This is a genomic window from Allobaculum sp., assembly GCF_047010065.1.
In the GTDB taxonomy this organism is placed as follows: domain Bacteria; phylum Bacillota_I; class Bacilli_A; order Erysipelotrichales; family Erysipelotrichaceae; genus Allobaculum; species Allobaculum fili.
The window spans coordinates 1-24,485 of the sequence record NZ_JBKXLD010000015.1 but is presented as its reverse complement, the minus strand read 5'-3'; the positions used below and the strand labels follow the sequence as shown (position 1 = coordinate 24,485).

Sequence of the window (24,485 nt, the reverse complement as noted above, 5' to 3'; positions counted from 1 at the left end):
CACGCGGGGAAAAGATCACGATTTTGGGGGATTACTAGTAATTGGAAACGAGGCAATTTCCGGCGTTTTGCTTCTTCATGCTAAGAAATCAGGAATTCAGATTTACGGTTGACCCTCGGAAAGATCTTTGATAATATGAACGAGCATTAACCAAGCCGTTAACAAATGATTCACACAAATGGTTCCGTAGCCAAGTGGCTAAGGCAACAGACTGCAACTCTGTGATCGTCGGTTCAACTCCGACCGGAACCTCCATTTTTATTGCACGGGATCGTGGCGGAACCGGTAGACGCAACGGACTTAAAATCCGTCGAGCTTTGCTCGTGAGGGTTCAAGTCCCTCCGTTCCCACCATTTCATATACAACAAATCGGCCTTCCTGAATCAGGAAGGTCTTTTTGTATTCTTGCCTCTTTACGGATCGCTTTACAGTCAGCCTCCAGCAGCGATCCGTTTTCTTTTTGTCTGAGGCAAAGTCAGTGTTCGAACCTTTCAGAATCGGATCGGTCCTTATTTCAGATTGTAGGAAGCGTTCAGAACGGACGTGGAATACAGAAACAGCACATCCTGTCTGGAAAAATCGATCATAGACTTCAGACGGAACGAGGGCAGGTTGCGCAAATCGATAATTGTCGTCCGACTGTAGCCGGTAGCCAGCAGCGGTGCCATGGAGCTGCCGTACGAATCCGCAAACAGAACCAGCTGCCGATCCTTCGGGCCATCCGGATTTTCAATCTCGATCATTCCCGCCGATCCGGAAAGAAATACGGAATACGGATCTTCGCCTTCTGCTTTTGTCCGATCGTACAAAGTCCCCTGCCGCTTTCCTTTTTCATCATAGCGCCAGATTGTCCAGCCGCTCATCGAAGGCGACTTTAAAACCTTCAGCGTATCCCCCTTGTGCGGCCATACACTCTGGAGGCCCTGCTGCGCGGTGAAATTTTCACGAATGGTCTCTTCTGTAAAATCCTCCGCCAGTTTTACGCCCATAGCCGTAGCGATCGTTCTGGCCTGTTCCAGAATGGCTTCCTGTCTCCAGTGCGGGTCGGTGGCGTAGTAATCGTCCAGAGAAAGCGTTGAAGCGATCGGGATCTCGCTGGCGAAAGAGAACACGGACTGTGCCTGGGCCAGGTACGCTTCGTAGTCCATATTCAGATACTCCCCTGTTTTCAAAAAGTATGACTTGTCCGGAACGATCGAATCGTACAGAGCGCACTGAGTATCTTTCAGATCTGTTTCGTAAATCGAAGAGAAAACATCTCTGGCATGATCCAGCGATTTTTTATCGATTTTTCGCTGAACGGAAAGAATCTTTCCCTCTTTGGCAATCAGGCCGTTCTGCTCTTTCGATCCGTAAAGACCGCTGGCCATCCAAGCGTTCACTCGCAGCAGTTCTTCCCGTCCAAACACGTGATCGGTTGTATAACGTTCGAGCGCATTGCCCCCGCTGCCATCCAGAACGTTCTCAACATCCATTTTTGGCAAGGAAGCAAGTTTTCGCCGTTCCGTCGGCGAGTACGTCTGCGCAAAGCCAGTATCACCGATCAGTGAAGCGATACAGAAAAAAGAAAGAATGCCAAGCACAATCGGCATGCCGGGATGAACCGACCGTTTCCGATTTTTCTCTGGATTCGATTTTTCATTTCTCGAAAACTTCATAGACAGCTCTCCTTTCCCGGACTAATTACAGCCCTATAAAAACACAATATGAAACAAACCATCCGCCAGATGAAACAAACCATCCGCCAGAACCGTTTTGCGGACGACAATCCATCTCCATCCTGTTTTTCAGTGAGCAGCTGGCGCACCCCTTCTCATAACCCAGATCCAGATGGAATGTCGCATGCCATCTTCCCTTTCCCAACAGAAAATTCTGAAATGGAAAATTCTAGAACTGAAAATACAGGAACGGATTCCATGTGCCGGCAGAAAGCGAAGCCAGACAGAAGATCAGTCCGAAAGCGACCGCACACCAGCAGAGAATCTGCACGATACGGTACGGCTGGTACTTTACAAAAAGCCGATGCGGCAAAGACGTGGCACCGATCAGCGCCGCCGCCATCAGTAAACACGCGTTTTGAAAAACATAGCCGGTCTGCGCGGTCCATACTGGAAGGCCGCCAGCGCCAAACATCGCCTGGATCTGCGAAGCAAAATCAAAAAGCGTCGGCGCATAAAAGAGCAAAAACGAAATCAGAATTCCCAGGCGGCAAAGCAGCCCGTAAGACCAGGTGTGCAATACGGATTCGGGCAGCAGGAACTTTTCCAGACTGATCCACACCCAGAAAAACAGTCCCCACAAAATGAAGTTCCAGGCCGCTCCGTGCCAGAGACCGGTAAACATCCAGACGACAAACAAATTGAAAAACTGTCTGCCCTTCCCCTTTCGGCTTCCGCCCAGCGGAATGTACACGTAATCGCGAAACCAGGCCGTCAGAGACATATGCCAGCGGCGCCAGAATTCAGAAATGGTACCGGCCTGAAACGGATAGCGAAAGTTTTCAGGCAGATGAAACCCCATCATGGCCCCCAGACCGATCGCCATGTCGCTGTAGCCGGAAAAATCGTAATAAATCAGCAGCGAGACAGCGAACGCGTTCAGCCAGAACAAGGCGATGGCTGGTTCGGCCTGTGTGACAATAAACTGATTGAGTGCTGAGAGCGGATTGGCGATCAGCACTTTTTTCGAAAGGCCGCAGACAAAGCGCCGGGCCCCATCCGACTGTTTTTTTGCATCTATTCTTCGAGTTTCCAGCTCGCCTTCGATCTGGCTGTAGCGAACGATCGGACCGGCAATCAGCTGAAAGAACATGCAGACGTATAATGCAAAGCGCAAAAAGGAATGCTGGGCGGGGGCTTTATGGGTGTAGACATCCGCCAGATAGGAAATCACCTGGAAGGTATAAAAACTGATTCCAGCCGGCAGCGCGATTCCCTTTAAGACCAGATCCAGACCAGTCAGCGCGGAAAGCTGCCGGGAAAAGAACATCGCGTACTTAAACCAGAACAGAAGCGCTCCGGAAAGAACAATTCCGACAATCAAAGCCGCCCGGCGAACGGATGGAGACCCGTTTTCCATAAACCGGCCGCACGCATAGCCGATCAGACAGTCCGCTCCAATTAAAAGCAGCCACCAGGGAGAAGACCAGCCGTAAAAAATAAGGCTTGCCGCAAGCAGAACAAAATTGCGGAAAGCCTTAGGCACGCAAAAATAGACCAGAAAGGTCAGCGGCAAAAACCAGACAAGAAACAAAATTGAACTGAACAGCATGCCGCTCTCCTTTCCTGACGGACGAATTGGATCCTGCAAACTCTGCTGCAGAAATCCAGTCCATGCGATCTGTTAGTGAGGGGATCCGAATCGAAGCCTTCAGCTCGATCCTTTGATCCGCCCGCAAGGTTTGTATACGAAAGCCGGCCGTTCAAGCCAGGGCCCAGACGGTCGGTACATCTCTTTTCCTTTTCAGCAAGTGCAGGCTTTCTATTCCTGTTCTGGAATCGTTACGCTTCTTTCGAAAATTGCACTGCAAAAATCCGGATTACTCAAAATTGGCTTTGGTGATCATCGCATCCGGCAAAACGGAGCGAAGCGCCTGAACAAACGGATCGACCTGATCGGTGTAGCCGTAGACGACCACAAGGAACTGTCCCTTCGTCACAATCGCGTATTCTTCCGGGAACGTACACATCCACTGCGTATCGAGCAACGTGGTCTGCACCTGATCACGCAGCTCTTCCATGGAAGCTTCTTTTTTCAGCTGCCAGCAGGATGCAGTGAAGGCGTTGGCCATCATGGAATTCATCATCGCCGAAGCGTCTTGCGACTGTTCAACCAAAGTGGCCGGAACGTTGAAGGCGACTGCCAGACTGTCCGGTTCATCCAGAGAAATGGCCATCGGCATGCCTTCCGTTACCTCTTCGCCATAGCCGCCAAAGACGGACGGCTTGGTTTCTTCTTCCTGCGCATTCCACGCAGCTTCCATTACTTCCTGCGCATCCGCATAGGAAACGCTCTGCGAATCCGAAGCGCTGCCGCTGTTATTCGAGGACGTGCAGCCCGCAAAGCCAAGGCCCATGCACAGGCATGCAAAACTTAAAACAAATGATTTGAGTATTTTCATAATAGCTCCTTTTAAAAAGTCCTTTTCTAATTTCTTTTTATTGAACCTGTTCCATCATACAGGACACTCTGCCTGATCGCTTTCGTTCCGTTTTGTCTCGAATTGTTTTTGAAAGCGAAAGAAAAGCTGATCGGTCAGAGATCAGCTTTATTATACCGGGGTCAAAAGCCCCTCCGGTTTGGTCTGACCGGCTGAACGCGCCGGACAGATTTTGGATTTATCGATAAATATGAGCCGTAATGCCATGCGATTTGAACAGTCTGTTTCGTAAATAGAAATAGCTCAGAAACAAAGCCATGACCGTCCAGACAAACGGTTCCACCGCGCAGATTCCGTAGTAGCCCGTAAACGGAACGACCAGGAAGGTGAAGAGCATTTTCCCCGCCAGTTCGATGACCGAAGAAAGAATCGGAATCAGCGTCATGGACATGCTTTGAAGCGAAGTGCGCAAATTGAGCAGGATCGCAAGAATGAAGAAAAACGGAATATTGGTATTGAGATACAGGCTGCCAATATCGAGAACGGCCGGATCCGTACTGCCACTGATCGCCTGAACCAGGGTTCTGGAGCTCAGAAAGATCAGAACGGTAAGCGTAATTCCGTAGTACAGACCGAGTCGATTGGAAAACGCGATTCCCTGTTCCGCCCGTTCGTACTCGCCGGCACCGACATTTTGCGCGGCAAACGAGGACAGAGCCATCATGAGAGAGGAAACCGGCAGGTTCAGAATCGAAATCAGCTTTCGGGCGGCCGTATGACCGGCAATGATCTGCGTACCCATCGGGTTGATTCCCGTCTGCAAAATGAGCGTACCGCAGGAGACAATCGAAGACATGAGCGCCATGGAAAAGCCCATTTTCAGCAGATTGGAAAGCATGGACGAGCGGAAGCGGAAATCCGAAAAATGCACAGACAGATCCGGCTTTTTCCAGATCACCCAGATCACGCAGAGAATGAGCGAAATCAGCTGGGCGCAAAGCGTAGCCCAGGCTGTACCGGCGACACCCATATGAAACTGGACGATAAACTGGAAATCGAGCGCGATATTGATGACCGAGGAAATCAGCAAAATGACTAACGGTGTTTTCGAATCCCCTGCCGCCCGCAAAAAGGCAGCCGCCAGGTTGTAAAGCATCGTGATGATCAGTCCCAAAGTGATTACCGAAATGTACTTTCTGGCCTGATCAAACAGTTCAGGCGGCGTCTGTAAAAGACGAAGGACAGACTCCATCCCAAACAGAAAGAGGATCGAAATCGTCATGGAAACCAGGATCGAGAGCACAATCGACAGAGCGAGAGCTCGACGAAATCCCTTCAGATCGCCGGCTCCGAATTTCTGTGCCCCAATAATGGCAAGGCCCTGACTGAATCCGGTACAGAACCCGACAATCAATTCAAACAGCGCAGCAACCGAACCGACCGCGGCCAGCGATGTACTGCCCAGCGTATAGCCGATAATGACCGTATCGGCCGTGTTATACAGCGTCTGAAACAGCTGCGAAAGAAACAGCGGAAGCGCGAAAAAAATCAGGGCTTTTTTCAGCGGCCCGCACGTAAGTTCACCATTCATGAAAACCTCCAAACCAGACAGCCGGATTGAACGGCTGCTTCCAGATCCGGTGAGCCATTTATTTTCCTTCGGCGTTTTCCCTCGGGAAAAAACGTGTAACCAGGAAAAGGCTCTTCAAGAATCTGCGACTTTTAAAGTTAGCGCGATTCGAATCCTTATTCTATGGATATTTTCATGGATTTCATTGCGTAGATTGCGAACATGTACCTTTAGCGAAACCTTTTTTCAATGGGAGCGCTTTTCTTTTTCAACAGCCTGAAAGGTACCGGAAGAATGAGCCAGCCGTTTTGGCCTTTGGACTGTTCCGAGCCACAGGCTTTCTTTCAGCGCCGTTAAAGTCGAAAGAATCTCATATTGTATATACTTGTATATACTTTTTTAGACATCCAATTGTTCATTTCAATATTCAGCGTTCGATGTTTCAGATGTGCAAATACAATAGACTTAACCGTTCCCTTAGAGCTCCGGTGCAAGAAGATACAGGAACAGCAGATGCAGTACCTGTACTGAATTTCGTGTTATCCCTGTCCGCTGCTGACATGCAGGGAATGAAGCGTTTTTCCGCATCAAAGACACGGTCCGGATCGATAACTGGAAAATCGGACAGTTTCGATATTTTCCACAGAAAAAGCGAGGGCAATCGGTATGTTTATGAGGAAAAATGCGAGAGAATTCAATCCCCTTGAGTTCATACTTCTTATCGTTGTCTGGTTCGTACTTGCTTTATCCTATGCAGTCTGGAAGAACTATATGATGGCTGTATCCATTTTTTTCTTCATCGCAACATTCGCAATTCGTCAGCTCTCTCCTGTAATACGCAGGCGTGCTGATAGCCTTAGGAAATGGATCCGCGTTTTTAAATGGCTGCATTTTCTTACCGGAATCGGGCTTCTGCTCTTACAAGCCACAGTGAAATCCATTTCTCCCTGTTCACAGGCTGCCTGTATTCTCATTCTTTTACTCGGCATCTGGAATCTGGTCTCTCCGAACAAAAGCCAGCCAGAACAATGATCTTCTCCACTTTCCAGACCAGGAGCGCCGCATTCGGATGCGGGTCCAATTTCCTGGCAATGCAATTCGATTTGCGCACTTCTGGATCCGTTCAAATAACGAAAAAAATACCCCATGCCTTGCTGGACATGGGGATCAGACGCCAGAATGCCGGCGTCTTTTTCATTTGGAAATCTGGATCGTGAGTACAGGCGAATGGCTGTTTTGTTAAAATCATCCGCCAAAAAGTAAAAGCGCATGGCTTAAGGACGACAGGAATCGGAAAACCTGCCTGTCACAAAAAGATTTCTCTGGAAAGGATGGCCTGCCGCTATTTGCGTGAAGACGAAGAACCGTTGCCGATCAGCGCCAGAACGCGCAGGAAAATGTTGATGAAATCCAGATAGAGTTCGAGCGCAAAGGAAATGCCAAGCCGGTCGAGCCATTCCTGCGATGCACAGACCGCCTGCATCGTTTTGTTCATACGATAAACATCCCAGGCGGTAATTCCGGTAAACAGAATCAGACCGATCGCGGAAAAGAGCTGCGTGGCTGCTGAAAAGCGGAAAATCAACATAATGACTTCACAGATGATCAGAGCCACCAGACCGACCAGACAGATCGGACCGATCTTATCAAGACGAATTTTGGAAAAGAAGCCCATCAGGCTCAGACAGCCAAAATAAATGGCACTGACCAGAAAAGCCGCAAAAATTGTCGATCCATTCCATACCGTGGCGAGTGTAGCCAGGGTTGCTCCGGTTAAAACGGAATACAGCAGAAACATGCCGCGCAAAGTTCCAATCGTGGCCGTATTCAGCTTTCGCGTAAAGAGGACTACGACAACGAGCTCGGCCAGAAACAGGGCCAGAAGAACAAAGGGATTATCGACGATCGGGTAAAGTTCAGGCTGAGCGAAAATAAAGGCTACAGCCGCACTGACGAGCAGTCCGAGAATCATCCATACATACGTCGTCGCAAACGCTTTTCGTACAGCGGCCTGATCGGGCTGAATGATGTGCTGATGAATCGTATGTTCACGCTCCGGATCCGGTACGGCCGGCATTGGGTATTCTTTCACTTTTCATTTCTCCACTTTCTGGATGGATCAAAAATCCATCCCTTTCTTTTTGGTTTGATTTTCGGCTTGCCCGGAACCGTGCTGTTCATGCGGAACGGATCCGAAGACAAATCGGGCTGGATAACAATCCTGCGTGCTCGTCCTTTCAGAATAACCAGAAAAACCGTTCTTTAAAGACTTCTTTTTCAATTGGATGCGATTTGAATGCTTTTATGGGGCGTTCAACCGGATCCATCCAGACCGTTCTGCGAAAAAAGGCTGGAAATACATGGCTTCCTTGGGTATGTACGGAAAATAATCCTTACCCTCTTCCCTGTCAAGAAGCATCAGTTTTCCCTGCAGACATCAAAAAAGACAGCCGAAGCTGTCTTTTCGAATGCCTCAATGCTTAAAACGAAGTCAGTCTGAGGATTCAGGAATCCAGTTCAGACCGATCGGGATTTATTCGGCGTCTTCAGCCGCAGCAGCCTCCTGCACATCGACATCTTCAGCTGCTTCTGTTTCAGCAGCCTGATCGAGGATGAAGTCGAGCAGTTCCTTGGCTGCATCTTCGATGCCGGCACGGTTGGTCTTGTCAAAGCCCAGGTGGGTGTAAACCTGACCGAGGAATACGCCGTTGTCTTCGAGCGCCTTAACGGTATCGTCGATCAGCGGATCGCAGACTTCCTGACGCTGCATTGGACCAAACGGGTTGGCGAAGTACGTTTTGGACAGACCCTTTTCCTGGGTTGTGCCCAGAGCCATACGGGTTCCGGCTTTGCAGGTGGCCTTGAACTCGTCTGCAGGGAGTTCATCCATACCGCACTTGTCGGTGTAGTTGTTGGCATAGCAGTACAGGTCGATCGGATGGTTTTTCGTAATGAAAGAATAGGAGCTTGCCGGTACGACCATGCGGGCGTTCGGGTTTTCCGGAGCAAAGAAGATGGAGCGGTCCATATCTTTATACGGCGTACCTGGATCGAGGTCGTCCAGACGAATGAAGGCACCGGTTTCTGTACCCTGACCGTATGGAACGCCGTCTTCCATATGAATAGTTCCCATATCATCGAAGACAACCTGAACGTCCTTGATCAGATCGCGTCCGACGCTCTTGAGGGCTTCAATGGATTCGGACTTGCCTGCACCGGAATCGCCCATCAGGATGATGCCTTTGGAACGGCCGTCCTTGAGAACAACGTTGACCATGGCACCGTGAATTGGCAGCCAGCCGCGTTCCATCATAGCGAGGTTGTGCAGCGTCAGTGCCATTTTCTTGAGGTAGCCGAAGTATTCCATACGCGGATGGTCGGAAATACGGCCGATCCAGATATCGTTGTCGGTATCGTGGTAGTACTTGGTCTCGTTCAGTCCGTCTTCGTTTCCGTAAATCATGATCAGATCCGGTTTGGTTTCGGACTCTTCCACAGTAGCCAGCTCAAACAGGTTGACCATGGAAAGGGCGAGCGCGATGTATTTGCAGTTGAAGTAAACAAAGCAGAGCAGTTTTCCGACTTTGATCGGGAGGCAGAACCATTCTTCCGTATTGATATACAGCATATCGAGCGGGTTGACATCGGTTTCTGTGAACATGCCAGTACGCTTGGAACTCGTTGGATGAAGAATCATCGGAGTACGGAGCATTACGGTATCGATCATCGGGATCTTATGCAGCGGGAGATAGTCTTCGGAGAAGGAATTGCGTACTTCATGAATGGAGAAGCAGGCGTTGGTACCGGCCTGAACCTGGCGATATACCAGATTTGGACGTCCGGCGATCTTTTCCTGATACAGACGGTACGTACGCAGAATCAGGTCATTCAGGTTGGAGTCGCGGCGAACGAGCGTGTTGATTCCGAAGTCCGGCATATTGTTGGAGTTCATGAATCCAAAACGCTGCAGGGAACGCCAGCTGTGGTAAATCTCTTCGATAACATCCAGCAGCTGATGACGGTCTCTTTCGAGAGGATTATCGGAAAGTTCTTCGTAATCGAAAACAACGAGCAGACGGAAGAACTCAATCAGCTCCTGGGCCGCTTTTTTAGGAGTAAGCGTACCATCCTGAGTCAGATAGAGGTAAACCGCCGGGTTCGTTTCTTCTGTGATGCGAACAAAGTAAGTGATGAACTTTTCAAAAGTACGGCTTTTCAGAAGAGTCGCACGATCTTTCGGGTAGGCACGGTCGTAATTCAGAATCACCTGGCCGTTATAGATGCTGATTTTTTTAAGCATTTCGTTCCTTTCTGGACCGCTGCTCTCAAACTGTCGAAATCCTCTGTGCAAAAATGCAGATCGGAATCCGTTTGAGTTAGCGCGTCAAAACAATATCCAAATAATATCCTAATTCATTGTTTCTGTAAAACGGATCATGTATGGATCATGGACAAGCGTTTACATATGGTAGGCAAAAACAGTACGGGCTAAACAAAAACAAAACATTAATAACTGAATTACAGCTTTGCGCCTGCACACCAGACTGGATTTGCACAAAATTGAAGCCGGATTTGTCCAGGCGTCCTGTTCCTTTTTCCTTCTCTTTCGATCCTTTACGGAGAATAAAGCATACGGCATCCGCTTCAGCACCGTATTACGAGCGGTTTCAGCGGTCTTTATGGCTGAAAAGAGCGTTCCGCCAAAAAATGCGTAAAATGTGCAGGTGTCCTTTCAATGCGAGTACGAACTTGTGTTTCTTTCATGCACCATTCGTGCATGCGCGATCTGCTTCATCGAAAGGAAAGCCTTTTCAAAGACTGCCCTATAGAAAACCACAGGGATCAGCAAATTGTACAGGGATATGCTTTTTCATTTATTTTCCATGCGAATACGATAGGGATGAACAAATTATTTACGTATGTCAAGAGTTATTGTTCCACTTTTTTAGAATAATCCATGCATTTTTGCTTTTTTAATTAAGTCCGCTTCCCTCTTTGATCGTATAGCCTATGACAGAACAAAGGCATTAAGACTGACTCGTCATTCCCGCCTAATCCCTGCGCATGCACCTTCTATTCACATTCTGAGTAGGCAAATGTGCACGAGATGCGTTTTTCTTATTTTTGGTGCGTCCATGTTGCACACATGAATTATATCTGTTATCATATCCTTGTCAAAATCATTCGCGATGATTCTTATTCAATCAAAGGAGAATAGTTATGAATCATTTCAATTCAACATCTGCCGCTTCCACACCCGTTACCAACACGGATTCCTATACACGCACTTTCTTTGCCCGACTGAAAGATCGCTTTTTCCTCTTCTGTGAAGATCTTTGCGAAAAAGTCGAAAACGATACGCTGACCGTCAAAGAAGCTGGACGCCTGGCTCTGATCATCGCGGTTGCAGCCGAAGGCATCATCCTGCTCACCCGTCTGTTCTAATCGTCATCGTAAAATGAAAGACGCCCGGTTACGAAAGCTTCTCTTTTGGGCAAGCCCTTTCTTCCCGGCTCAGCAATACATACCATTGCCTGTCGCTCTCACTCGGCGGCGGCTGCCTTTCGAGATGACCGCGTTTCCTTATATTCATACAAATATATTCATACAAATCTATATCCATACAAATCCGGCTTTCCTGAAAAATTTTCTCTTCTCGATTGCATTCCACTGTCCATACCAGAACCCCTTTCTCTGGTCTTTCAAAATCTCTTACGAAAAACCTGTCTGTCTTCAAACAGCGAAGCAGACAGGTTTTTTGCATGCTTCCCGGATTCGAATCCAGATTTTTACCGTATGTAGAAAAGAAGCGCATTTTGACACAGCGAATTCCGAATTTTTCCCTTATCCAAGCCGTCTGAGTTTGGAAAAACTTAACCGCCCCCGTTCTCAATTCTTTGAACGGATACGCTATCATAGGAATACTGATGGGAATTGCGACCGGACTGGGCGTGTTCCCGTTTGAGGAGATTTATATGAAAAAATGGATACAAGTTTTCTTAATTTCGTTTCTCGCCCTTTCGCTGGCCGCCTGCTCCTGCGGGCCTTCCACGAATGGACCGACTCCGGGTCAGAATACGGAAGCCGTACCGGACGCGGAATTTACACAGTTTCTCGACGACTATCTGGTCGATTACTGTGAATTAAGCTATCTGAGCGTGCATCAGTATTTCCTTCATCCGGAAAACTATGGAATCGATCTTTCCAAATGCCCGATCACGCTGGGTTCTCCATTTCCGGAGTCCAAACGGATCGAGCTGAACGATAAGACATACGATCAGCTCAAGAAGTGGAATACATCTGCGCTTTCCAAAAAGAACCGCTGGATGTACGAACAGCTTCTTTGGGAATGCGAACGGTTCGAAAAGACTTCCGATGAGAAATTCGATTATATTGGAACGCCCTGGTCCATGGTCAACGGAATGCCTTCGAGCATGGTCACGCTTTTTTCCGAATACTCCCTCTACACAAAGGACGATCTGGAACCGCTGGAAAAACTGATCAATGATATGCCGCGATATGTCGAGGAAAATCTCGAATATACGCGCAAGCAGGCCGAGCAGGATCTGTTTTCGATCTCATACGACAGCACGATGAAGACGATTGACGACGTTCTGAAAACCAAAGACGATTCTCCAGTTACAGAATCGCTTGAAGAAGAAATTGACGGACTGACCGATCTGAACGACGCCGAGAAGAAAGAGTGGAAAACCCGGATTAAAAAAGCGCTGGACACGTCTTTCTTCCCGTCGTACGAAACCATGAAAAAAGGCCTGGAAGAACTCAAGGACAAGAATAAGCCGCTTTCTGGCATGGCTTCCCTTCCAAACGGCAAGGAAGCCTACGAAGAGATTCTGAAAATGTACACGGGCATGGATATGTCGCCCGTCGAAATCAACAAGCAGGTTACGGAAGCCGTGCAGAACTGTCTGACGGAATACTCGCGCATTATTAATGAAAAGGAAGATGCAGCTTCCCTGATGAGCGAGCCGGAAACAACGTTCAGTTCCATTTCGGAAATTATTCCGTTCTTAAACGAACGCTATCCGGCTGTCTTCCCTCTCGTGGATGAAATGGACTATGAGGTAAAACCGCTGGCGCCCGAACAGTCGCAGGACGGCGTTCTCGCCTATTTCCTTGTCCCTCCAATCGACAGCACCGACACGTACGAAATCCGCTACAACGAGCGCGATTACGGCTCAAATCCGCAAAGCCTTTCTCTGTATGACACCTTTGCTCATGAGGGCATCCCGGGTCACATGTACCAGACGCAGTATTTAAAGGAACATGCCGCACACCCGCTCGAGTACATTCTCGGCACGCTGGGTACGCAGGAAGGCTACGCCACGTATGCGGCGCTCCAGACGCTGCCCTGGACGGGTATTGATGAAGATAAGCTGGAAGTGTGGGAGCTGTCCGAGCTTTTCTCCAACTACACCGTTCTGCTCATGGACTATCAGGTCAATTACGAAAACATCTCCCGTGAGGAGTTCGCGAAAAACTGGGGCGAAGGCACCGACAGCATTTACGATCGTCTCTGCCTCGATCCAGGCGTCTTCTACGCCTACTACTTTGACTGCATGAAACTGCTGGAACTCAACGACATCGCCAAAGAATCTCTTGGCGAAGACTACGATCCGGTGGAATTCCATACGGCTCTTCTCAATGCAGGCAACATGAACTTCAGCATTATTGAAGAAAGCGTACAGGACTATATTGACAGCGTACGCATGGGCACGTCCGATTCCGAGCTGCCTTCTACCGTTGTCAACGATCCGAATGCGAAGTCTTCGACATCCAGAAAGCCGAAGGATGACAACAAGGCTTCCGGATCCATGCAGATGAAGCCGGCAGACTGATCGAACTATCCCTTACGGTATTTCAATTTTCTGGTGCATTGCGCACACAAAAATCCAGATATGATATTCGAACGCTCCGCTCATCCAAAGGCCGGAGCGTTTTTCTGTACTTCATTTTTTCTGGTTTTTGGAACCGTTTCAGAGGCCGAAATCTCTTTGAAATCGCCTCAGTCTTCTTATCAAAGCTTCTTTGATTTGTAAGAAATCCATGGGCAATGCTACACTTTTTTCGCTGTCTTAACGCATGCTTTTCCAGTCCATTCCGCTCTGCAGAAAAACTCAATTCTGCACAGCGTCTCAAAAAACGAAAAAAACAGAAAGGAAGTCCTGTCCATGTCCGATCAAACAAATCCTGTCCATCCATCCAGTCGTATCGTACGAAATACAACACTGGACGATCTGGAAGCACTCCAGGCCATTTACGCCCATGCGCGCGCCTATATGAAAGCCAATGGCAATCCAAACCAGTGGAAAGACAATCGGCCTTCAGAGTCTTCCATCGTTTCCGATATTGAACATCACAACGCCTATGTCCTTGTAGAAGACGGCGAAATCATCGGCGCCTTTTCCATGATTCCCGGACCAGATCCCACGTATGCGGTGATCGAAAACGGAAGCTGGCTGAGCGATCTTCCCTACAGTGCCATTCATAAAATTGCTTCGTCCGGAACCCGTCCAGGCGTTTTTAAAACGCTGATCGAATTTTGCGAAAGCCGCAATCCGTCTTTACGTATCGATACCCATGCGGACAATCTCACCATGCAGCACCTGATTCAAAAAAACGGCTTTACAAAATGCGGAATCATTTATACCGATGACGGTACGCCCCGCATTGCCTACCAGAAAGATCTCATCTGAAAAAGGAGGCCCCCAATATGGTTCAGACCGTTCTCAAAGTAGATGGAATGATGTGCGGCATGTGTGAAAGCCATCTCGCTGACACCGTTCGCAAAAACTTTACGGTTAAGAAAGTAACCGCGTCCCGGCGTAAAGGCACCATTGAAATTCTTTCCGAAAAGCCTCTTGATGAGGATCAGATCAAGTCCGTAATCGGCCAGGCAGGCTACGATCTGCGCGGCATTCAAAGCCATGAAGTAAAGTTCAGACGCGGATTTTTTGGCTTTCGAAAATAGGATCCGTTCTCTTTCTTCGATTTTTCTTTTCATCCATCGACATTCCATGAAAAAAGCGGTTTTCGCAAGAACACCGGCCAGATCCAATACTCTGGCTTGTGCCTTCAGCGAAAACCGCTTTTGGTTTACTGTTTTTTCAAAATGGCCGATTTGGCCAGATGAGCGAATTTGAATTATGCACCGTAAATCGAATCGAGCAGCGCTTCGAGCTGATCGAGTTCCACTTCGGATTTTTCTCCGGTTTTGCGGATGACGTATTCGGCTTTGCCGTCCTTAACGCCTTTACCGAACGTGATACGGTGCGGAATGCCGATCAGTTCCATATCCTTGAACTTAACGCCGGCACGCTCACTGCGGTCATCGAGGAGAACATCGTAGCCTTTGGAACGAGCATAGTCGTAGAGCTTGAGCGCCTGCGCTTTCTGTTCTTCGTCTTTCATGGAAACGATAACGAGCGCTACCCGGAACGGAGCAAGTTCATCCGGCCAGATCAGGCCGTATTCGTCATTGTGCTGATCCGCAACCGCTGCCATGCAGCGTTCCAGACCGATACCGTACGATCCCATCCATACTGGTCTGAGCTGGTTGTTCTGGTCGGAATAGTACAGATCCATCGCCTTGGAATACTTCTCACCCAGTTTGAACAGGTTGCCGACTTCGATACCGTGCTCAAATGTCAGTTTATGACCGCATTTCGGGCAGAGGTCGCCTTCACGAACCTGTGTCAGATCCGCTACCGCCGTCGGTGTGAACTGGGAAAGGTTGACGTTTTTGAAGTGGTAGTCGTCTTCGTTGGCGCCGACGATGAAGTTTTTGTAATGGGCAACCTGACGATCCATGTAAATCGGCAGGTTCAGGCCGACAGGACCTGCAAAGCCGATGCGTGCCCCGGTAGCTGCCTTAACTTCTTCCGGAGTAGCCAGATTCAGTTCGATCGCGCCAAGAAGCTTGCCGGCTTTGGTCTCATTCAGTTCGCGGTCGCCCGGGAGAACGAAAGCAACCAGATTGCCGTCTGCGTTGTAAATGAGCGTTTTAATGAAGTCTTCCGGTCTCTTGCCCAGGAATGTGCTGACTTCTTCGATCGTACCCGCATTCGGGGTATAGATCTTTTCCATTTCGAGCTCTTCAGCCGGATCGTCTTCCATCGTATCGATGACTTCGGTAATTTCTTCGTTGCTGGAGAAATCGCAGCTTTCGCATCCGACAACAATATCTTCGCCGATGCTGGAAATCGCCTGATATTCTTCCGAAAGCAGACCGCCCATCAGACCGGTATCGGCCTTAACGATTTTGTAGTTCAGATCCAGACGGTCGAAAATTTTGCAGTAGGCGTCGTACATATTGGCATAAGAACCGTCCAGACCTTCGAGATCCTTATCGAACGAATAGGCGTCCTTCATGATAAACTCACGCACACGGATCAGACCGTAGCGCGGTCTGGTTTCATCGCGGTATTTGGTCTGGATCTGGTACAGGTTGTACGGGAAATCTTTCCAGGACTTGCCGTCCATCGCTGCGCACATCGCAAACAGTTCTTCATGCGTAGGACCAAGCACGTATTTTTTGTCATAACGGTCTTTCAGGGCAAACATGTTCGCGCCAAATGCCTCGCGGCGTCCGCTGGAAACATAAACGTCCTCCGGGATCAGCGCCGGCATGAGCAGTTCCTGCGCGCCATGGCTGTCCATCTCTTCACGGACTACATTTTCAATTTTGGCAAGAACGCGTTTTCCCATCGGCAGAATAATATAGATACCATTGGAAAGTTTCTTGATCATCCCTGCGCGGGCGAGAAGATTGGACGATACGGAATCTTCATCTTTCACGTTTTCACGCAGAGTAAAGAAATAGCTGTTGGATAATTTCATATTTGTTCAGGATCTTTTCAGGCAGACTTTCCTTTCTTCTAATGCGATCCTGAAATCGTCTGCCTGTTCAGTCTATCGAAATTTGTTCGTCCTGTGCGGGTGCGGGCTGCATTTTTTCATAAACCGGTTTAAAATCGAATCTTTCTTAGCCTCTGACTCTTCAAAAAAGAAGAGAGAAAGAGCCAAAAAACCGAAAGCGGCCTGATCTTTTCCTTTATGAAAAGACGAACAAAGGATTTATCAAATTATAAAAAGAATCGAGCACATTATCCCCGCGGGGGATTTGGCTTGCCGCAGCTGCCGTCTTTGGCTTCCGTTTCCGGTTTGTCCGGCATCGATAAGCGCTGCTTGCGAATCATGCTTCCCGGTCTGGCGGGCTGATTCCAGCGAATTCGTACGATTTCCATCGGGTGGGAACATACGGACTTGGGCAGACCGTCGAGCGTCTGGATTTCGTCAATCGTCTGCGGATACGGAGCGATTCCCGGTCCAAACAGTTCGACCGGCGTTCCGGCTTCGAAATGATTTTTGACCTGAATTTTCATCCAGCCATCTCTTGGCTCTTCCAGAACGTAGCCAATGTATTCCTGGGTGACCGATTCATCGTGTCTTCGATACAGCTGTACGTTCTGATCGGGCAGTCCATTATAAAAGCCTGGACCCGCCGGACGATTTTCCGCCCGGGCCAGTTCCGCGGAAATCTCGGCTAAAAATTCCTGCGTAATCGTCTGTCCGCTTTCGATGGCATCGATCAGGCGGCGATACGCCCCGACCACCACGGCCAGGTAGTAATCCGACTTCATGCGTCCTTCGATTTTGAGCGAAGCGACGCCCGCATGAATCAGGCGTTCAATATATTTTGCTGCCTGCAAATCCCGGCTCGACATCGAATACGGGGTTTCGTCGCGGCTGATTTTTTCATTCTGTTCGTCAAAGAGTTCGTATTTCCACCGACAGCTCTGCGCGCAGCCGCCGCGGTTGGCATCGCGGTCCGTCATATGATTGGATAGCACGCAGCGCCCGGAATAGGAAATGCACATGCCGCCGTGAATGAAAACTTCAATCGGCATAATGTCCTGCGCACAAATCGCCTCGATACTGTCCAGATTCGTTTCGCGTCCTAAGACAACACGTTCAACGCCCTGTCTTTTCCAGAAGCGAACGGCAGCCGAATTGAGAATGGAGCGCTGCGTGGAAATGTGCACTTCAAACTGGCGGCCGTCCATGTGGAGCGCGTGCGTAATGATCGTAGGCGAAGCGCTGATGATCGCGTCAATTCCCGCGTCGTTTAACGCACGCAAATAGTCGTCCAGTCCCTGCAGATCGTCCGAATGCGGAATGATATTGACCGTGACATGCACTTTCGAATGGTGCTCGTGGGCAAACGTACAGAGCTCGGCGATCTGGTCCAGAGAAAAGTTCGAAGCCCTGGAGCGCAGAGAAAACGACTGGCCGCCGATATAGACCGCGTTGGCTCCATAAAGGATTGCGGTTTTTGCTTTCGAAAGATTGCCGGCCGGAGCAAGCAGTTCAACGTGTTCCATGGCTTTTCTCCTTTCGAATTAATGACGAGCTTTTCCAAATCGTACTGGAAATCGCCTCTTTCTGCTTGGGACTCAGAGCATCCGTTCCTTCAGTCAGCAGCGTTCGATACGCCTTAAGCATGTCGAGTCCCCAGGTGTTGCCCATGAGCAGACAGTCAATGCGATAGCGCTGCAGTCCGGCTTCCCGCAAAGGAAGCAGATATTCGCCCGCCTGGAACACTTCATCGGAAAGAACATGAGTTCCCAGATGATCCTGCCAAACCGGCATGCGTCCGTGACGGTTCATTTCCCGAAGGGTATACAGACGGCCCTCCTGAAAGTCTTCAGGCTTTTCGATCTGATGGAGATAATTGGAGAGCAGTCCTCTTCGGCTTTCCATCCAGGAATAATGGCCGGCACAAAGCAGTTCGCAGCTTGGACACGTTTTTACGCAGGCAATCAGTTCCGCTTCACTTAGTTCATGCGAAAGCGACTGCGCTTGTGTTCCCTGTCTGGCAAAGAAACTGGCGTCTTCCCCGCTGCAAAGCAGCGTTTCCGGCTGAACAATCAGAAGAGAAAGCGTTTCTGGATTGTACGCGTACGCAATTTCCAGCCAGCCGTCATCCGCGACATACAGGCCGTCGACCCCCATCTTCGCCAGCTGTCCAAACGCCTCTGTGCAGGCTTGCAGTCTGGGCTGCTCGATCATGGCTAAGAGGTTGATATACACCTGAATTCCCGCTTCATGCATGCGCCTGACCAGCGCGGGGAGCTGATTCCAATCCGTTACGGCTCGCGTACGGGCGCAAAAGGGTTCTATGCCAAGAACGATCGCATCGGGTCTGGCTTCGATTATGGTCTCCAGATCTTCCAGACTGTCCAGAGCAAGAATGAACATACGGACTCCTCCATTTCCTTTCCATTATAATTACTGACTTCAGCCTGTCCAATTTCACAGACCGGCCGCTTTTCCATCCCTGTACCCCGACCCGTCCGAGTCTGGTCGTACTGGCACATTCCAATATTTATTCATCTGGGATTGTCTTGTCTTTGCCTCAGTCGCCTGACGGATCGGGCAGCGACAGTCTGACTGCGAACCCGTTTTTCGAAAGCCTTTTCAACCTTTTGTACTTTTCCTGAACAGATCTGGCTACAATGATAGACGGATAGAAAAAGGAAGGAGCTGCATGCTCATGATTAAACTGCTTGAAAAACGTCCGGACGGAATCTGTCTGTACGAAATGGAAAACGATCAGCTGCGCGTTCTCGTTACCAGCTATGGCGTAACGCTGATTGAGATCGACATGAAAGACGAAAACCAGAAGAAGACGAATGTCATTCTGGGTTACGAAACGATCGATGACTATATGGCAAAATCCGGCACCTATTTTGGTGCGCTGGTCGGCCGTGTCTGCAATCGTCTGGCCAACGGCGAATACACGCTCAACGGCAAGCACTACCATGCTGCCGTTAATAACGGTCCCAACTCCCTGCATGGCGGTCTGGAAGGATTTTCCTACAAAAACTTCGATTCAAAAATCGAAGGCGACAAGCTGATCTTCACCTACGTTTCCAAAGACGGCGAAGAAGGCTATCCCGGAACGCTCACGCTCCACTGCACGCTCGAACTTGTCGACAATACTCTGCGTATTTCCTACGATGCCAAGTCCGATGCCGATACGCTGCTCAACCTCACCCAGCACACCTACTTCAACCTCAACGGCATGGAGGAAGATGCGGGCGATCATTTGATGAAAATTTCGGCCATTCGTCATGGTCTCGTCGATCCGGATGGCCTTTGCATGGGCAAGTTCCGGGAAGTGGAAGGCACACCGCTCGATTTCCGCGACTTTGCACCCGTGAAACAGGGCTTTGATCAGAGCGACTGGAACGTGAAAAACGCCAACGGCATCGACCACCATTTTGTTCTCGAAACCGGATCCCCGGCTCTGATCCTCACCGATCCGAAATCCGGACGAACCGTAGAAGTCGAAACGACTCTGCCGGGCGTTCAGGTCTACTCCGCCAACTACGTGGAAAATCACCCGGGCCGCGACGGCAAAACTTATAACCAGCACTGGGGCGTAGCGGTCGAACCGCAGATGCTCCCCGACTCCATTCACAATCAGGAACATCCCGATGTCATCCTCAAAAAGGATGAACCGTTCCACGAAGAAATTTTGTATCGTTTCTATACGAAATAATGATTTCCTGCCAAAAAGACAGCCGGCTTCCCGCAAGGGAAACCGGCTGTTTTCATTTGGGGCTGAATCGTCGCTTAATTCTTGTTTCTAAGCAGGATTTTAATCGGCTCCGGCTTACTTTTTCTTTCGGCGGGCCTTGAACAGACGACGGCGCTTTGCCTTCTCCTTGGCAATCGAAGGCTCATGTTTCACCGGTCCTTCTTCTGCTTTTGTTTCCGGCTGGGAAGGCTCTTTCACCGAATCGACATCTTTTGCGGAATCGGCTTTCTCATCTGCTGCGGCAGGAACCGCATCTTCTTCGGACTCGACTTTACCAGAAGTCTCATCTGCTGAAGCTTCGTCGGACTTCTCTTCTTTCGCATCCATTTTCTCTGTCGATTGAGCGGACGTGTCTTCGTCCGTTTTCGATTCGTTCGGATTGGATGCAGGCGTTGCTGCCGTCTCTTCAGCATTCTGTTCCTCGCTGGGTTCTTCGAGGATTTTCTGGGCGATCTGCAGCACGTCAAACGTCAGTTCCTCTTGCGGATCGGCTTCGAGCGGGGAGGGCTGATCTTCATCATTCGTCTTTTCCAGAGTCAGATCGACCAGAACGGATTCGGTTTCCGTCTTTTTGGAACTGCTTGTATCCATCTCAGCCGTTTCGACCTTCGTCTCATCGGTTTCTTTCACTTCTTCTTTGCTCAAGATCTGCGTACTGATCTGCTCTTCAGGCGTCGTCGTATCGTCCAGTGTTCCTTCTTCTTCGATTTCAGACGAATCCGAAGACGCACTCGGTGTTTCTTCTTCGATTTTCTGAAGATCGCTTTGACGATCCGGGAGGTCGCCAAACGTAATCATGAAGTTGACCATACGATACTTCGAGGCGCTCAGGCGATCGCGCGGATCGGTCGGCGTCATCCAGGAATCGATGCCGCCCACGCCCATATGTTCGGAAGCAATCCGGACATACGTACCGGTGGAGAATCCAAGTTCTTCCTGGTGATCGGCTTCTTCGAGCTGTTCAAACGAATACGGCAATACCGAAACTTCCAGCGGCTGTGCGATCCGGCTGAAGCGGATCTTTTCGTCGTGGTCGAACAGAGTCAGATCCCGCACGCCGGTACGGTTTCCAGTTTCCTGCGGACGAAGATAGGGCTGTACGTTGTTGGACGCCGTATCTTCAAAAACATCCAGACGGGCACCGACCGAACGGTCACAGTAGTTTTCCATCGGCCCGTAGCCGTAATACTGGAAATGATCCGCAGCTTTCGGCAGTTTGAATTCCATGCCAAAGACCGGCAGATCCGGCAAATAGCGGCTTGGCGACATTTCCAGTTTCACGCCAAGAATGCCTGGCGCGCTGACCAGATACGTCAGGGTGCACTTGTTATTGTTGAGCGGATACGGCAGGCCGATTTCATACGTGATCTGCGCATAGCCCAGTTCTTCGTCAATCTGGATTTCCCGGCTGATGGCTCTCGAAAAGAGCGATGCACTGTACCAGATCGCCGATCCCTGATCGAAGTCGCTGCCGCGGTCATTATCGGTCCAGGCGTGAGCGAATACGGGTCGAGGCATGGCCTGCAGCCATTCCTGATCGCCGCTTTTCATGGATACAAGTCCCTTCTGGCTGAACAGGAAGCGGACGTTTTCGAATTCCGCACCGAAGTATTCTTTGCCCTGCACAAACTTCATGCCTTTGCCAAGCAGCGTGGAATGGCGGAGTCCAGACAGAACGTGCTGTCCAAACGAGACTTCATGACCGGCTTTGGCCCAGGGCTGATCGTTCTTCAATATGGCGGAAACGGTCAGTACGCTTTCTCCCTGATACTGTTCCCAGTTCAGCGGGATATGGCGATGTCGGCCCGGTTCGATCCGGACTTCAAATTCGGTCTGTCCGACAATCTGATCGCGGACTTTCTGGGTCGCGATAAAGCGGTAGCCGTTTGTGTTTTCAAAGAGATTGTTATTGAGAATATCGACGCCGGTTTCGTTAGGAACAATGCGAATCGGGGCGTACAGCGCTTTGACTTCCTGCATTTTGGCAGAAGGGGTATGGTCCGCAAACAAAATGCCGTTGCCGCTGAAGCTGCCGTTGTTGGGAAAATCGCCAAAGTCGCCGCCATACCCAATCATCGAAACCCCGTTCTTTTCGGTCGGCATAGCCTGATCGGCAAAGTCCCAGATAAAACCGCCCTGATACTGGCGGTACGTCTCGAGCTGGGCATAGCGGAACATGCCGCCCAGAGAGTTGCCCATCGCGTGCACGTATTCGCAAAGAATGACCGGTTTCTCCGGCTTGGAAAGCAGGATCGATTCAATTTCTGCCGGTGACGCGTACATGCGGCTGATGATATCGGTGCAACCGCTGTAATCCTCATTGCGGAAGCAGCTCTCATAATGAACCGGACGATCCGGATCGGCCAGACGCAGCCAGGCGGCTTCTTCAAGCAGATTGTCGCCGTACCAGCTTTCGTTGCCTAAAGACCAGATCAGGATGGACGGATGGTTTTTGTCCCGCTCGTACATCGCCTGCGCGCGTTCGAGAACCGGCTTGCGCCATTCGGGCGAATCGCCGGGCAGCGGATTGGTCGGCTCTTCCGTAAAGCCAGCCTGCCACGTCCCGTGCGTTTCCAGATTGGCTTCATCCATCACGTACAGACCGTACTGATCCGCCAGATCGTACAGAGCGTCCTGATTCGGATAGTGCGAAGTCCGGATGGCATTGATGTTGTTCTGCTTCATCAAAATCAGATCCGCTTCGATTTCTTCGGGAGTCTGAACGCGGCCTTTGCCATAGGAAAACTCATGCCGGTTTGCGCCATGAAGCATCAGACGCTTTCCGTTTAAAAGCATGATGCCGTCCTTAATTTCGATGGAGCGGATGCCGACGTTCTGATGAATCGTTTCGGCGATCTGACCATCGGCATCGAGTACATCGATTTCAAGGGTATACAGATCCGGCCGTTCTGCGGACCAGGGATGGAAATCATCGAGCGTCAGCTTAATGGAACGCGATTCAACGGTCTGCGAAAACATGAGCGATCCAGCGGGATCGAAAAGACGCAGAGCGAAGCTTTGCGCGTCGTGATCCGCAATCTGTACAAGAATGGAGGCCGTGCTGTCGGTATCGGAAATGCGGGTGCGTACGGAAAGATCTTCCACATACGCCGACCCATGTCCCTGAAGTTCTACATTGCGGAAAATGCCTCCAAAGCGGAAAAAGTCCTGATCTTCCAGCCACGATCCGCTCGAAAACTGGAAGACGAGAACCGCCAGACGGTTCCCCTTCTCTTTTAAAAGCGAGGTAACGTCAAAAGCGGACGGTGTAAACGAATCCGTCGAATAGCCGACAAATTCCCCGTTCAGCCACACGTAAAAGGCGCTTTCCACGCCATGAAAAACGAGATCCACCTGCTCTCTGGCCAGCGTTTCATCCAGATCAAAGTCCAGAACATAGCGCATGTGCGGATTGCGGGACCAGACTTTTCCATACGGTACCTCTTCCTGTCCATCCCATGGGTAGGCAGTATTGGTGTACTGATTTTTTCCATAGCCCTGCGTCTGAAAATGGGCCGGCACGAGGACATCGTCAAAATCCGAAACATCCGTCGAATTCAAAACGAAACTTTCCGAAAGCGTGGGCGAAACATCCTGTTCTTCACTGTAGGCGCCTTTCCAGACACCGTTTAAAGACTGAATGGCCGTATGTTCAGGAATGGAACGCTTGAGCGAAGCGTGCGGCGGTTTTCGGTTGACCTGGGTCACATTTGGGGTTTCCAGCCATTTTATGGAAACGTTCATAACTAAGCTTTTCTCCTTATCCAAAGCGGCTCTGCCCTTGCATTGTGCATCGGAAGACGAAGTATTTCATAAATCCGGAACGATAATGAATTCAAGGAATCCTTTTAAGTCCAGTCTTTCCGCATAAAACCGATCCAGACAGAGCAGTTTATATCACATGTAAGCTTCGGGCATCGTTCGACCGTTCTGATTTTTCTCGTTGGGTCCGTTCGAAACGATCGTAAGAACTCCAAGAACAGAAGCAGCTGTCAGGCTGATCGCGATTTGCACAAAGCTTTCATGATTTTTGCCTGTGTATGTTTATTTTATTACATACAGAGACAATGTCGATGTCCAGCCCTGTGGGGCAGCCGGCTTTTCCCGTTTCCCTGATTCCGGATGTACGGTCTTTGGTAAGCGTCAAATAAAAGACGGGTATTTTCTCGACCGCCTCCTTGGGATAATTC

The 24,485-nt window shown here is 49.8% G+C and carries 16 protein-coding genes and 2 tRNA genes; 8 read left to right on the top strand and 10 right to left on the bottom strand.

The window, feature by feature from the left end:
- Positions 1-180: 180 nt before the first annotated feature.
- Positions 181-255, top strand: a tRNA-Cys gene (locus tag ACLUYS_RS02595).
- Between the two features lie 12 nt (positions 256-267).
- Positions 268-353 (top strand) — tRNA-Leu (locus ACLUYS_RS02590).
- Between the two features lie 156 nt (positions 354-509).
- Here the strand turns inward: ACLUYS_RS02590 and ACLUYS_RS02585 are convergent.
- The 4 genes from ACLUYS_RS02585 to ACLUYS_RS02570 form a co-directional block, all read right to left on the bottom strand.
- Positions 510-1,658, bottom strand: a complete 1,149-nt coding sequence (locus ACLUYS_RS02585; protein ID WP_288339047.1) for a hypothetical protein — start codon at positions 1,656-1,658, stop codon at positions 510-512.
- A gap of 229 nt (positions 1,659-1,887) precedes the next feature.
- Entirely contained in the window at positions 1,888-3,270 is a 1,383-nt protein-coding gene (locus ACLUYS_RS02580; RefSeq protein ID WP_288339048.1) for an MBOAT family O-acyltransferase, read from the bottom strand.
- A gap of 268 nt (positions 3,271-3,538) precedes the next feature.
- A complete protein-coding gene (locus ACLUYS_RS02575; RefSeq protein ID WP_230268062.1) occupies positions 3,539-4,120 on the bottom strand; it encodes a hypothetical protein in 582 nt (193 codons plus the stop codon).
- A 217-nt stretch (positions 4,121-4,337) separates the two neighbouring features.
- Positions 4,338-5,690 carry an MATE family efflux transporter gene (locus ACLUYS_RS02570; protein WP_288339049.1) on the bottom strand — a complete coding sequence of 451 codons (1,353 nt, stop codon included), beginning with the start codon at positions 5,688-5,690 and terminating at the stop codon, positions 4,338-4,340.
- A 750-nt stretch (positions 5,691-6,440) separates the two neighbouring features.
- On the opposite strand from ACLUYS_RS02570, the gene ACLUYS_RS02565 reads away from it, so the two are divergent.
- Positions 6,441-6,701: a hypothetical protein gene (locus ACLUYS_RS02565; RefSeq protein ID WP_300927228.1), complete on the top strand. Its 261-nt coding sequence runs from the start codon at positions 6,441-6,443 to the stop codon at positions 6,699-6,701.
- 310 nt (positions 6,702-7,011) lie between these two features.
- On the opposite strand, the gene ACLUYS_RS02560 is transcribed toward ACLUYS_RS02565, so the two are convergent.
- A complete protein-coding gene (locus ACLUYS_RS02560; protein WP_412658940.1) occupies positions 7,012-7,761 on the bottom strand; it encodes a Bax inhibitor-1 family protein in 750 nt (249 codons plus the stop codon).
- Positions 7,762-8,202: 441 nt separating this feature from the next.
- Positions 8,203-9,969, bottom strand: a complete 1,767-nt coding sequence (locus tag ACLUYS_RS02555; protein ID WP_412658938.1) for a hypothetical protein — start codon at positions 9,967-9,969, stop codon at positions 8,203-8,205.
- 920 nt (positions 9,970-10,889) lie between these two features.
- On the opposite strand from ACLUYS_RS02555, the gene ACLUYS_RS02550 reads away from it, so the two are divergent.
- The 4 genes from ACLUYS_RS02550 (at position 10,890) to ACLUYS_RS02535 (ending at position 14,661) form a co-directional block, all read left to right on the top strand.
- A complete protein-coding gene (locus tag ACLUYS_RS02550) occupies positions 10,890-11,114 on the top strand; it encodes a hypothetical protein (RefSeq protein ID WP_230268057.1) in 225 nt (74 codons plus the stop codon).
- 530 nt (positions 11,115-11,644) lie between these two features.
- Complete coding sequence (locus ACLUYS_RS02545; RefSeq protein WP_288338832.1) at positions 11,645-13,528, top strand: DUF885 family protein; 1,884 nt, start codon at positions 11,645-11,647, stop codon at positions 13,526-13,528.
- Between the two features lie 333 nt (positions 13,529-13,861).
- Positions 13,862-14,386: a GNAT family N-acetyltransferase gene (locus tag ACLUYS_RS02540; protein ID WP_230268055.1), complete on the top strand. Its 525-nt coding sequence runs from the start codon at positions 13,862-13,864 to the stop codon at positions 14,384-14,386.
- 17 nt (positions 14,387-14,403) lie between these two features.
- Positions 14,404-14,661, top strand: coding sequence for a heavy-metal-associated domain-containing protein (locus ACLUYS_RS02535; RefSeq protein WP_412658936.1), 258 nt, complete (start codon positions 14,404-14,406; stop codon positions 14,659-14,661).
- Between the two features lie 173 nt (positions 14,662-14,834).
- Here the strand turns inward: ACLUYS_RS02535 and ACLUYS_RS02530 are convergent, their stop codons facing one another.
- The 3 genes from ACLUYS_RS02530 to ACLUYS_RS02520 all read right to left on the bottom strand — a co-directional run bounded on the left by ACLUYS_RS02530 (position 14,835) and on the right by ACLUYS_RS02520 (position 18,950).
- Entirely contained in the window at positions 14,835-16,529 is a 1,695-nt protein-coding gene (locus tag ACLUYS_RS02530) for a proline--tRNA ligase (protein ID WP_412658935.1), read from the bottom strand.
- Between the two features lie 266 nt (positions 16,530-16,795).
- Positions 16,796-18,073 (bottom strand): peptidase U32 family protein, encoded by a 1,278-nt coding sequence (locus ACLUYS_RS02525; protein ID WP_412658934.1) that lies wholly within the window; start codon positions 18,071-18,073, stop codon positions 16,796-16,798.
- Positions 18,060-18,950: a U32 family peptidase gene (locus tag ACLUYS_RS02520; protein WP_230266860.1), complete on the bottom strand. Its 891-nt coding sequence runs from the start codon at positions 18,948-18,950 to the stop codon at positions 18,060-18,062. Before ACLUYS_RS02520 ends, ACLUYS_RS02525 begins: the two co-directional genes overlap by 14 nt.
- 289 nt (positions 18,951-19,239) lie before the next feature.
- Between ACLUYS_RS02520 and ACLUYS_RS02515 the strand changes: the two genes are divergently transcribed.
- Positions 19,240-20,256, top strand: a complete 1,017-nt coding sequence (locus ACLUYS_RS02515; RefSeq protein WP_288338827.1) for an aldose epimerase family protein — start codon at positions 19,240-19,242, stop codon at positions 20,254-20,256.
- Positions 20,257-20,370: 114 nt separating this feature from the next.
- On the opposite strand, the gene ACLUYS_RS02510 is transcribed toward ACLUYS_RS02515, so the two are convergent.
- Positions 20,371-24,039 (bottom strand): glycoside hydrolase family 2 TIM barrel-domain containing protein, encoded by a 3,669-nt coding sequence (locus ACLUYS_RS02510; RefSeq protein WP_412658932.1) that lies wholly within the window; start codon positions 24,037-24,039, stop codon positions 20,371-20,373.
- Positions 24,040-24,485: the final 446 nt, after the last annotated feature.